Source organism: Natrinema salinisoli (assembly GCF_020405205.1).
In the GTDB taxonomy this organism is placed as follows: domain Archaea; phylum Halobacteriota; class Halobacteria; order Halobacteriales; family Natrialbaceae; genus Natrinema; species Natrinema salinisoli.
Genome location: NZ_CP084469.1, coordinates 1,939,830 through 1,950,953, shown reverse-complemented (window position 1 = coordinate 1,950,953; position 11,124 = coordinate 1,939,830). Strand labels below are relative to the sequence as shown.

Genomic DNA, 11,124 nt, shown 5'->3' with positions numbered 1-11,124 from the left:
AGAGTCGTCTCCCGGGCTCCGTCGGCGGCTCCGGACCTGACAGTTAACCCGTCGCGACTCCAATCGTCGGCCGATGGTCGAGGACGACGACCCGTCAGCGATCCGTTCGATCGCACTGTCGCCGGAGGACGCCGTCGACGCCTACGTTTACAGCCGGGAGAACCCGGGGGACGCCGTCCTCCGGGTGACACCGCCGTTTCACGGCCGGATGCGGGCCCGCATCCACGTCTACCGCGTCGACGACACCGAACTGACCGGCGCGATTCACCTTTCGCCCGCCGACGTCATCGCGGACGACGTCGTCACCGACTACCCCGATCTCGAGTCCGCACTCGAGAACGCGGCCGCCGACGACGCCGACCATATCCGGGAGCGACACGCCGAGACCGTCGACGACTGGCGGGAACGGGCTCGCGAGGCGATTGCCGATTCTGTTACGCTCGAAACCGACGACGGATCCCATCGGATCGAGCTCAAACCGCTCGGATAACGAGTGACCGGGACCGGGACGCCGTCTCGCACTTTCACTTTCACTCCGGACGGGTCGGTTTGACGTACTATCTCTCCAATTGAGATGTATGCCACTGATCGTCGAGGAGACTGATACCCGAACCGAACACACCGAGGGCGGTACTCGACGCGAACACCAGTCGACCGACGACCGGGACGCCCGGTCGGCCGACCAGCGACGACGGATCGACGTCTCCGACGTTCATACGACAGAGATCCGGGAATACGTCCGCTCGAACGTCGAGACGGACGCCGTTTCGCTCGAGCACCGGGGCGGCCGAACGTACCTGCTGGTCGAGGAGTGAGGCACCGATCTCGAGACCGGGATGTGGGCGAACGTCCGCTTGCAGACCCTCGAGAGGAATTTTTTGGTGAGTCACTGGGCGTCCTTCGGTAATCGGTACTGTGGGGTCCTCCCTGCCGACTGACAGCGGACGCTCTCACGTCTCGATAAAAAGCTCGGTCGTCGCTCAGAGACGCTGGAGTCGGATTTCGTCGTCGGTTATCGACTCGACGTTGTCGTCGTCGAGCGGGTAAGTCTCCTCGTCGTGGTCTCCCCAGCCGAGTTTGGATTTGACCGTATCGGTCATGCCGGGATCGGGATCGATGTGGGCGGTTCCGCCGCTGACGTTTTTTACCATGCCGATTTCCTCTCCGTTCGCGTTGACGACGCGTTTCCCCTCGTCGTCGTCGGTGAAGCTAGCGCACATGCAGTTCCCGTTCCGTCGGGTGATCGGGTATAGACCGTCCCTGCATCTGCCCCGAGACCGCACCGCGAACTGAGTTACTGATCGGATCGACTCGCAGTCAAACCGGTACCACTAATCCGCCGGCCCAGAGACCGCCGATAATGAAACTCGCGCGGATCGCGACGGACGATGGACCGGTAGCCGGACGATACGAGGACGGCGTCGTTCACGCGGACGACGGCGTCTACGAGGTGGGGACGGACGGCGACTTCCTGCCGCCCTGTGAACCTTCGGCGCTGTACTGCGTCGGCCGGAACTTCGCGGCGACGCTCGATCAGATGGAGTACGAGCGGCCCGACGAACCCGACTTCTTCATCAAACCGCCGGCGTCGCTCGTCGGTCACGGGGACGCGATTCCCTACCCCGACTTCAGCGACGAGGTGACCTACGCCGGCGAACTCGCGGCCGTCATCGACGAACCCTGTCGAAACGTCCCGGAAGACGAGGTGTCCGACGTCGTCCGCGGCTACACGATTTTGAACGATATGGACGCGCTCGATCAGGGCGGCCGAACGGCCCGGAAGGCCTTCGACGCCTCGGGCCCGCTCGGGCCGTGGATCGAGACGGCCGTCGACCCCGGTGGGATCGACATGCACACCGACGTGGCCGGCGAGCGCCGTCAGGAAGCGAATACCGAACTGATGCTCTTCGACCCCGACGAGATCGTCTCGTACCTCTCCCGCCGGTTCACCTTCCGCCCCGGCGACGTGATCTCTTTCGGGAGTCCCGCCAACCCCGGCCTCGTCGAACCCGGCGACACCGTCGAGATCACCTACGAGGGCGTCGGCACGCTCCGCAACACGGTCGTCGACTCGAGCGAACGGGAGAAACTGCCGCTCGAGTCCGAGGGAGTTCGCTCGTAGGTCCGTCCTCGAGATCGATCGCGACGCGGCCGTGGAATGGACGGGTAGAAAGGCACTTGGGTCCGACCCACCTCTCCACGGTCGTGAGCGCTGACCACCGACGCGTCGAGGTGTATCCCGACCGCGAGGTCGTCGTCGAGTTCGATCCCGACCTCACCTTCGAGTGCGTCGACGACTGCACGTGGTGCTGTCACCACGGCGTGCTCCTCTACGACAGGGACCTCCTCGAGTTGGCCCAGCGGGCGAACCTCGCCGAGACGACGACGGAGTTTCGCGGCGAGAAGTTCGTCACCCGCGAGGCGAAAGACCGCGACGACCACGTCGGCGAGGACGGTTCGGCCTGTGCGTTCCTTCGGGAGGACGGACTGTGTTCGCTCCACCTCGAGGAGGACTGGAAACCGACCCGGTGTTCGGTCTTTCCGCTCGGCGTCTGGCTCGAGGACGGCGACCTCCACGTCGACATTCGGGAGTCGGCCCACGAACACTGCGAGGGACTGAACGTCAGCGAGCGCAGCGTTATCGACAACCTCGAGGCCTTCCTGCCGGAACTCCTGTGGGAACTCGAGAATCCGGACTCCGATCGGGAATTGTAGTGACTGGTGTGACAGCGGTTCGTTCGACGTACTGATGCAGTGATTCCTTCGACGAACGGTCACGTTCGTGGAGTCGTTCGCGGGTTACGGTGAACGTATTGACACTATGCTGGCGTACGATAGCACGACTCCCCAACCATTTAAACGTCTACCGCACGTAGTTAAACTGTGACAGAAGACTCCGGGCGACGGAACCTCCGTATGCCCAACAGCGATGAAGTATTCGCCGTCGTAACCGAACACCTCGGTGGCAACCACGTTCGCCTCCGCTGTGAGGACGGCGAGGAGCGACTCGGCCGCATTCCGGGCCGGATGAAATACCGGACCTGGATCGAGCAAGACGACATCGTCGTCGCCGAGCCCTGGGACTGGCAAGACGAGAAGGCCACCATCGAATGGCGCTACACTGGTCAGGACGCAGATCAACTGCGTCGCGAAGGCCACATCGATTGAACCTCGGTTTCGGTTCCGCTCACTACTAGACTTCTCCGCACGATAGTTCGTTCGTAGCGGTTGCGCTCGCTCGTATTCCGCCGCCAGCGAAGCCCAGAGTGCAGGCTCGAGGTCAGCACCCGGTTATCGGGTCGCTTGTTTCCACTCGCGCAATCCGACGATTTCCCCGTCTATCTCGTCCGGCTCCGCCTCGAGCGCCCCCCAGACGAACATCGGCGCGACGGCGTCGGGATCGCGGCCGTTCGCTCCCGAAAGATCCGTCGCGACGATGCCGGGGTCCAGACACCCGACGACGTACTCGGTGTCGGCCGCGAACCCGCGAGCCACCGCCTCCGCGGTCGCCTTGGAGATCGCGTAGGAGCCGTATCCCGAATTCCCGTCTCGAGCGACGGACCCAGTCGGCACGAGCACCCGCGCGCCGTCGTTCAGGTGCGGGAGCGACTCGCGGATCGTCGCGTAGACGCCGCGCCCGTTCGTCCGCCAGTGATCGTCGAACGTCGAATACGACTCGCCGTCCGTCGGCGTGTGTCCGGCCTCGCCGTGGTAGACGCCCGCTGCAGGGACGACGACGTCGATACCGGACGCCGCACCCGTTCGCGAGGCAGTCTCGGTAAGCCACTCCACGTCGTACTCGTCTCGAACGTCGGTCCTGAGGCCCGCTGCGGTCGCACCGGCGGCTTCGAGCGCGTCGACGGTCGTCTCGACGTCGTCGCCGTCTCGGGCGCCCACGACGACGGTGGCTCCCTCGGCCGCGAACGCCTCGGCGACGGCCCGTCCGATGCCACGAGTGCCGCCAGTGACGACGGCTGTCGTTCCGTCCATACTCACTCTACGGGCGCAACCCACAGGAACCCACCGGACGGGTCGGGGCGGACGCCGTCAGCCGGTTCGTCCCCGTCTCCGTACCCGTTCGAATCCCTACTTATGTATGACGCACGTTTAACTTCGATCCGTGAGTCACGTTCGGGTATGCAATCGCTGGCGGACGAGTCGGTGGTCGTGATCGGGAGCGGGATCGGTGGGCTCTCGACGGCCTGTTACCTCGCCGATGCGGGTGCCGACGTCCGCGTCATCGAGAAGAACGAACAGCTGGGTGGCCGAGCGAGCCGCCTCGAGAAGGACGGCTTCACATTCGACATGGGTCCCTCGTGGTATCTGATGCCCGACGTCTTCGAGCGGTTCTTCGCCGATTTCGATCGGACGCCGAGCGACTACTACGAGCTCTCGCATCTCGATCCCCACTACCGAATTTTCTTCAAAGACGGCGATCAGGTGGACATCACGCCGGACCTAGAGCGGACGAAGGACGTCTTCGAAGAGTACGAACCGGGCGCTGGCGACGCGCTCGAGCGGTACCTCGAGAAATCGAAGGAGAACTACGAGGTCGGGATGGAGCACTTCGTCTACGAGGATCGGACCAAGCTGCGGGACTACCTCGACCTCGACGTTGCCCGGCAGGCTCGGGGCCTCTCGCTGCTGGGCTCGATGCAGGGCCACGTCGAGGGCTACTTCGACCACCCAAAGCTCCAGCAGATCATGCAGTACACGCTGGTGTTTCTCGGTGGCTCGCCGACGAACACGCCGGCGCTGTACAACCTGATGAGTCACGTCGATTTCAACCTCGGCGTCTGGTATCCCGACGGCGGGATCGGCGCGGTCATCAACGGGATCGTCGACATGGGCGCGGAACTCGGGGTCGAGTACGACACCGATCGTCCGGCGACTGAGATCAAGGGCCGCACGGGCGGGTTCGAGGTCGAAACGCCGACGGGGCCGGTGCGTGCGGATCTGGTCATCAGCAACGCCGATTACGCCCACACCGAGCAGGAGTTACTCACGCCCGAACGGCGCGGCCACGACGACGACTACTGGGACGAGCGGACCTACGCACCCTCCGCGTTCCTGCTCTATCTGGGCATCGAGGGCGACGTCGACGAACTCGCCCACCACACGCTCGTCTTGCCGACGGAGTGGGAGGACCACTTCGACCAGATCTTCGAGGATCCCCAGTGGCCGGACGATCCCGCCTACTACCTGTGCGTGCCATCCAGAACCGACGACGACGTCGCGCCCGACGGCCACAGCGCCCTGTTCGTCCTCGTCCCGATCGCGCCCGGGCTCGAGGACGCCCCCGAGATTCGCGACCAGTATCGCGACGTCGTCCTCGACGATATCGCCGCGAACACCGGGACGGAGCTGCGGGATCGGATCGTCCTCGAGGAGCGGTTCTCGGTCGACGACTTCGCGAGTCGGTACAACAGCCGCGAGGGAACGGCACTGGGACTGGCCCACACTCTCCGGCAGACGGCCCTCTTCCGACCGCCCCACCGGTCGAGCGAAGTCGATGGACTCTACTTCGTGGGTGGCGATACCACACCCGGCATCGGCGTCCCGATGTGTCTCATCAGCGGCGACCTGACGGCCGAGGCGGTGCTCGAGGACCACGGCATCGAGACCCAGCCGTGATCGACTCGCGACGAACGTATCAGATCGTCCGACTGCCTCCGACGGCGATCCGTCCTGGACGGTGCTCGGAGGCGGTCGGAACAGCCCGCTCCGGGACGGCCGAGACTGCGCGCTCGAGACACCACCCATGAATCCGGAATCCGCGACCCCGAGCGAGGCCAGCGTCGGCGAACAGCTGTCGTACCTGCTGACCCTCTCGCGGCCCCGATTCTGGCTGTATCTGGCCGGCCCGGTCGTCGTCGGCGTCGCCTACGCCGCCGCGTCCGTCGACGACCTGTTTACCCCGACGACGATCGCGCTGTTCGCGTACTTCCTCCTGCCGGCGAACGTCTTCCTCTACGGAATCAACGACATCTACGACCGGGAGATCGACGCGGCGAACCCGAAGAAGGAGACGAAAGAGGCGCGCTATCGGGGACAGCAATACGTTCCCGCGGCCGTCGGGGTCTGTGCGGCCCTCCCGATTCTCTTCGTCCCGCTGGTCGGGACGGCCGCGGTGCCGTGGCTCGTCGCCTTTCTCGTCCTCGGCGCGGCCTACAGCGCCCCGCCGGCCAGGTTCAAGACGACGCCGTTCTTCGATTCGCTCTCGAACGGACTCTACATCGCGCCGGGCGCGGCCGCGTACGCCGCCGTCGCCGGGGGTCAGCCACCGCTGCTCGCGATCGCGGGCGGCTGGCTATGGGCGATGGGAATGCACACGTTTTCGGCGATTCCCGACATCGAACCCGATCGCGAAACCGGCATTCGAACCACCGCGACGGTTCTCGGTGAACGCCGGACCTACGCCTACTGCGGCGCGTGCTGGCTCGCGAGCGCCGCTGCCTTCGGCGCGCTCGACGTTCGGCTGGGCGCACTCATGCTGGTCTACCCGGCGCTCGTGGCCGCGATCGCCACCGCGAGCGTCGCCGTCGATCGCGCCTACTGGTGGTTCCCCGCAATCAACACGGTCGTCGGCGCGATCCTGACGATGGGGGGACTCTGGAGGGTACTCTATGGATAACGGGGGGTCGGACCACCCGCCTTCGCGTCCCGGTTCGGGAGCGGACGACCGGTCAAGTTCGCCGGAGGGGGTCGCCTCGAGTCCGGAGACGGACGTCGAGTCGGGTCCGTCCTCTCGGGAGCATGGCTGTGACGGGAGCGACGGCCATCGCGTCTCCGGTGCTGACACGACGCGAGCGGTCATCCAGCGTCGCCTCGAGGCCCTCGTCCGCGAGAACCGGTTTACCATCGCGGTGGTCTTTCCGGTTATCGGGGCGATAACGCTGGTCGGCAGCGCTATGGAGGTTCTCCCGGAACCGCTGGCGTACAATCCCCTGCTGATCCTGTTCGGCACGCTGGTGATGCGCTCGCCGCTGGTCGTCGCCCTGCTGCCGACGCTCGACCGACGGGCGGTCGGGTTTCTGGGGGTTCTAACGGCCTACACCTACGCGATCGAATTCATCGGCGTCAGAACGGACTGGCCCTACGGCGCGTTCGAGTACGGGATCCAGCTCGGGCCGATGCTGGGCGGCGAGGTGCCCCTCGCCCTACCGCTGTTTTTCGTGCCGCTCGTGCTGAACGCCTACCTGCTCACGCTCCTGGTGCTCCGCGAGCGGGCGGTGCGGGTCCTCCCCCGTCTCCTCGGCGCGATCGCCGCCGTCGTCGCGGTCGATCTGGTACTCGACCCCGCGGCCGTCGCCATCGGGTTCTGGGCGTACGTTCCGCCCGGAGGGTACTACGGCGTCCCCGCGTCGAACTACTGGGGATGGCTCCTCTCGGGGACCGTCGCCGTCGTTCTCGTGGACCTCGCGTTCGATCGGGACGTCTTGCTCGAGCGCGTTCGGACCTGCGAGTTCGCACTGGATGATCTGGTGAGCTTCGTCCTGCTCTGGGGGTCGATCAACGCACTCTACGGTAACTGGTTGGCTGCCGGAGTCGCCGGTCTGTTCTGTCTCGGTCTCCTCCGGACGGATCGCTACGGCCCGGAGATGGTGACCGGGGCGCTCCCCGATCGGCTTCGGGGACGATAGCGACCCCCGACACTCTTTCGGACGACGAGACGAGCGTGCCGGCAGACGGCTTTTGGTCGCGAGTACCCAGTCACCGGTATGGCAACCCGTGAGCCGATCGAGTGTCCGGTCTGTCGCGAGTCGCCGGCCCCCGGCCAGCAGCTCGAGGATCACCTCGTGGCCGAACACCCCAAACGGAAGCTGGCGAAGTTCATCGTGGCGGAAACGACGGCCCTGACTACCGACGATTTCTCCGAATGAGTCGGACGTAGCGACCGCCGTCGCTCGCTCAGACGAACAGGCTCGAGATGGCGTCCCCGAACACGAGCAACAGGACCACGGCGGCGATCGTCAGGGCGAGCCACACGCCGAGACCGATCGCCGTCGTTCGGGCCATCTGTCGTTCCTCGTTGACGATATCCGAGTTCGCTTTCGTGGACATACTCCCGTATTCGACCGCGGGACCTACGAAAGAAGAGCCACTATATTATGGGGTTTGATATGCCGAGGATCACGACCGGGTGGGAACGCCGTCCCCGTGTTCGGAACTCCGGCGCTCGTGTTCGGTCGTCGGCACCGCCGAGACCCGCTGGAACACCGCTTCGGGATCCCGGTTCCAGTGCCAGTGCCAGCGCGTCTTCGCGAGACACCACAGTTTCCGGGCCGTCGACAGCGACGGCTCCCTCGAGAGCACGTCGTAATCCTGCGCGCGAATAATGGTGTGGTGTTCCGCGTAGAGGACCGCAGCCAGCAAGACCGGGAGCTGGCAATCCTTCGGCAGGTACCGGATGCCGGCGACCCCTTCCCGATAGAGGTCCTCCGTGCGCTGGAGTTCGGCGGCCATCGCCGCCCCGAACGACTCGGAGTGCTCGAGGCGTTCGATCTGAGCGGGGTCGACGCCGTGGTCTCGAAGCGTCTCCTGTGGCACGTAGATCCGATCCCGCTCGACGATGTCCTCGCGGACGTCACGGAGGAAGTTCGTCATCTGGAACGCCTCGCCGAGCTTGACGGCATGGGGAATCGCGGCCTCCTCGGCGTCGGATTCCATGATCGCGGTCATCATCACCCCGACCGACGCGGCCGACCCTCGCATGTAGGATTCGAGGTCGCCGTAGGTCTCATACCGGCTGGTTTCGATGTCGGTGGCCATCGCGTCGATGAACGTCTCGACCTCCGCGTCCGCGATCCCGTATTCCGCTTTGAGTTCGACGAACGCCTCGAGGACCGGGTCGTCAGGAGGTTGATCGCCGAGTGCCTGGGCCCGAATGTCCTCGAGTTGAGCCCGCTGGACGTCCGGATCCACGTCGTCGGCGTCGTCGACGACCTCGTCTGCGATTCGGAAGAACGCGTAGAGAACGTGCGTGGCGTGACGCACTCGCTCGGGAAGAAACCGCGTCGCGAGATAGAACGTCTTCCCGGTCCGTTTCTGTATCGCCTTGCCTGCGTCGATGTGTTCCTGTTGCATTCTCTGTCTCGTTGACCTCACCGGGGGTGAACGGATATATACAATACGAGAGATACGTATAAAGTACCAGCCCCTCACTATGTTTAATCGACCCCCGCCGGTGGTCTCACTCGAGGACTTCGTCGAGAAGTTTTCGCTGGGCGGTCCGTAGATGCTGGTGGAACGTCGATCGGGAGATGTCCATCGATTCGGCTAATTCCTCGCCTGACACGTCGCGGGGCCACTCGAAGTAGTTCGCGTAGTAGGCCTTGCGTACCGCCATGAGCTGTCGGTCCGTCAACGAGGATTCGAGTCGCGACGTGACGTCCTGTCGCGTCTGGGCCGGTTCCTCGGTTTCGTGGTAGCTGACGAGTTCGACGCGGCCGTATCGGTCTTCGAGGAGGTCGTACGCCGATCGCGCGGACCGGCCATCCGGCAGTTCGACGGAGAGGTCCGCGACGGTATCAGTGACCGTCAGCTCCCGAATCACGCCACCGTGTTCGCTCAGTGCCGTCACCAGTCCGTCCTCGGCAGCGACCTCGAGGACGGCCCCGTCCTCGGTCTCGGAGAGGATCGTCACGTCGGAGCCGTCCAGAGAGGAGTCTTCGACGCTGTCGGAATCGATCTCGCGATCGGCGTGGAGGAACAGGAGTGGGGTACCGTCCGCGTCGTAGGTCAGTCCCCGATAGCTGATCGCGGCGTCGAGCGTCTCGGACAGCGCCGTGACGAACAGCGACGGGTCCTCGATCGCGACCTCGATCGAGACGACGGTTTCGGTCGTGAGCATCCGCCTGACCTCGAGTGCGTTCATCGCGGTCGCGATCGTTTCGCTCAGCGACTCGAGGACGAGCAATTCCCGCTCGTCGAACGCGTCGGTTTCGTCCGCGAAGACGATCAGCACGCCGTACATGAGGTCGCCGTACGTAAGGGGGAGCGCAGCGACGGAGTGGAAGTGCTCGCTCGCTCCCGTCGGCCACCATCGGTCGGCGTCCTCGAACGCGTCGAGGTCCCGAACCACCTGCGCTTCGCCGTCCGCGAACGCTCGAACGGCCGGATGTGTCTCGTCGGTCCCGATGACGAGTTCGTCGTCTTCCAGCGGGACCGTCTCCTGACTGGCCCACTCTCGCGGTGAGAGCCGCTGATTCGTCACGTCGGCTCGGCCGATCCACGCGAGGACGTACGGATCGGTCTCCGCGAGACACGTACAGACCTCGCGCTCGATCTCCTCCCGCGTCTCCGCACCGACGGCGGCGTCAGTGACGTTCCGAACGAGGCCGTCGACCCGCTCGAGGACGTGTTCGAGTGCCTCCCGTTCCTCGCGGACCTGCCTGGCGTTTTCCTCGGCCGCCAGTTCCGCCAGTTTCCGCTCGGTGATATCGAGGTGGACGAGCGAGACCAACCGGTCCCCGTCCTCGTGAAACGGACTGGCGCGCATCATGAACCACCGTTTTTGATCGGGCGAGTGACACGGATACTCCATCGTGAACGACTCTCGATCGCCGGAGAGGACGGCTTCAATTCCCGTCACCGCTCGGCGAGCGTGTTCGTCGTCCGCAGTCGCCGTAGTCGCGATGTAGTCGGCGCCGACGTGGTCGTCAGTCCCGGAGCCGAACTCGCGCCACGATCGGTTGGTCAGCAGGATTTCGCCCTCGTCGTCGAGGACGGCGACGGTGATCGGGAGCGTGTCAAGCGTCGCTGCAGTGAGTTCGTTCCGAGAGCCCATCACCCCGGGGTACGATCTGATCCGGCTTAATATGATTGGCACGCGTGATCACGATGCGTGTCGGATTCGGAGCGCGCGCCGTCGTGACTTCGCTCGCCGGGCTCGTCGGCGGTCTGCTCGTTCGACACGGCGTATGGCTATCCCGACCGTCTGTCGTACCGGTTCTTCCGACAATACGCCCGGGCAACGCTTTTATGATCGTTTGTGGATAACTCGCATGGAGATCAGGCCTGCCGGACGATCATCAGTTCGACGACGACTCGAGCACCGATGGGATCGATACGCAGGCAACTACGGGCGGTCCACGCGGCGCTCGACGGCGGTGGCGCTTCCGA

At 64.9% G+C, this 11,124-nt stretch carries 14 protein-coding genes; 9 read left to right on the top strand and 5 right to left on the bottom strand.

Translation table 11 applies throughout. The annotated features are described in order from the left end of the window. Nucleotides 1–73 precede the first annotated feature (73 nt). Both LDB05_RS09590 and LDB05_RS09585 read left to right on the top strand, forming a co-directional pair. Nucleotides 74–490, top strand: coding sequence for a DUF8009 family protein (locus LDB05_RS09590; RefSeq protein WP_226007698.1), 417 nt, complete (start codon nucleotides 74–76; stop codon nucleotides 488–490). Between the two features lie 88 nt (nucleotides 491–578). Continuing rightward, entirely contained in the window at nucleotides 579–815 is a 237-nt protein-coding gene (locus LDB05_RS09585) for a hypothetical protein (RefSeq protein WP_226007697.1), read from the top strand. Between the two features lie 165 nt (nucleotides 816–980). Here LDB05_RS09585 and LDB05_RS09580 read toward each other — a convergent pair whose 3' ends face one another. Further along, on the bottom strand, nucleotides 981–1,220 hold the full coding sequence (locus tag LDB05_RS09580) for a PRC-barrel domain-containing protein (protein ID WP_226007696.1): 240 nt from the start codon (nucleotides 1,218–1,220) through the stop codon (nucleotides 981–983). Nucleotides 1,221–1,360: 140 nt separating this feature from the next. On the opposite strand from LDB05_RS09580, the gene LDB05_RS09575 reads away from it, so the two are divergent. From LDB05_RS09575 to LDB05_RS09565, 3 genes are all read left to right on the top strand, one after another. Continuing rightward, complete coding sequence (locus LDB05_RS09575; RefSeq protein ID WP_226007695.1) at nucleotides 1,361–2,122, top strand: fumarylacetoacetate hydrolase family protein; 762 nt, start codon at nucleotides 1,361–1,363, stop codon at nucleotides 2,120–2,122. Between the two features lie 83 nt (nucleotides 2,123–2,205). Further along, on the top strand, nucleotides 2,206–2,715 hold the full coding sequence (locus LDB05_RS09570; protein WP_226007694.1) for a YkgJ family cysteine cluster protein: 510 nt from the start codon (nucleotides 2,206–2,208) through the stop codon (nucleotides 2,713–2,715). A 168-nt stretch (nucleotides 2,716–2,883) separates the two neighbouring features. Then, complete coding sequence (locus tag LDB05_RS09565) at nucleotides 2,884–3,168, top strand: translation initiation factor eIF-1A (RefSeq protein WP_081603348.1); 285 nt, start codon at nucleotides 2,884–2,886, stop codon at nucleotides 3,166–3,168. Nucleotides 3,169–3,291: 123 nt separating this feature from the next. Here the strand turns inward: LDB05_RS09565 and LDB05_RS09560 are convergent, their stop codons facing one another. Next, nucleotides 3,292–3,990 (bottom strand): SDR family NAD(P)-dependent oxidoreductase, encoded by a 699-nt coding sequence (locus LDB05_RS09560; protein WP_226007693.1) that lies wholly within the window; start codon nucleotides 3,988–3,990, stop codon nucleotides 3,292–3,294. 147 nt (nucleotides 3,991–4,137) lie between these two features. On the opposite strand from LDB05_RS09560, the gene LDB05_RS09555 reads away from it, so the two are divergent. The 4 genes from LDB05_RS09555 to LDB05_RS09540 all read left to right on the top strand — a co-directional run bounded on the left by LDB05_RS09555 (nucleotide 4,138) and on the right by LDB05_RS09540 (nucleotide 7,883). After that, on the top strand, nucleotides 4,138–5,634 hold the full coding sequence (locus LDB05_RS09555; RefSeq protein ID WP_226007692.1) for a phytoene desaturase family protein: 1,497 nt from the start codon (nucleotides 4,138–4,140) through the stop codon (nucleotides 5,632–5,634). Between the two features lie 127 nt (nucleotides 5,635–5,761). Next, nucleotides 5,762–6,634: a prenyltransferase gene (locus tag LDB05_RS09550; protein ID WP_226007691.1), complete on the top strand. Its 873-nt coding sequence runs from the start codon at nucleotides 5,762–5,764 to the stop codon at nucleotides 6,632–6,634. Next, nucleotides 6,627–7,643 (top strand): bisanhydrobacterioruberin hydratase, encoded by a 1,017-nt coding sequence (cruF, locus tag LDB05_RS09545; protein WP_226007690.1) that lies wholly within the window; start codon nucleotides 6,627–6,629, stop codon nucleotides 7,641–7,643. Before LDB05_RS09550 ends, cruF begins: the two co-directional genes overlap by 8 nt. A 78-nt stretch (nucleotides 7,644–7,721) precedes the next feature. Further along, complete coding sequence (locus LDB05_RS09540; RefSeq protein WP_226007689.1) at nucleotides 7,722–7,883, top strand: hypothetical protein; 162 nt, start codon at nucleotides 7,722–7,724, stop codon at nucleotides 7,881–7,883. A gap of 28 nt (nucleotides 7,884–7,911) precedes the next feature. Here LDB05_RS09540 and LDB05_RS09535 read toward each other — a convergent pair whose 3' ends face one another. From LDB05_RS09535 to LDB05_RS09525, 3 genes are all read right to left on the bottom strand, one after another. Then, on the bottom strand, nucleotides 7,912–8,064 hold the full coding sequence (locus LDB05_RS09535) for a hypothetical protein (RefSeq protein WP_226007688.1): 153 nt from the start codon (nucleotides 8,062–8,064) through the stop codon (nucleotides 7,912–7,914). Nucleotides 8,065–8,133: 69 nt separating this feature from the next. Further along, entirely contained in the window at nucleotides 8,134–9,087 is a 954-nt protein-coding gene (locus LDB05_RS09530; RefSeq protein WP_226007687.1) for a phytoene/squalene synthase family protein, read from the bottom strand. Nucleotides 9,088–9,193: 106 nt separating this feature from the next. Then, complete coding sequence (locus tag LDB05_RS09525) at nucleotides 9,194–10,789, bottom strand: bacterio-opsin activator domain-containing protein (RefSeq protein WP_226007686.1); 1,596 nt, start codon at nucleotides 10,787–10,789, stop codon at nucleotides 9,194–9,196. Nucleotides 10,790–11,124: the final 335 nt, after the last annotated feature.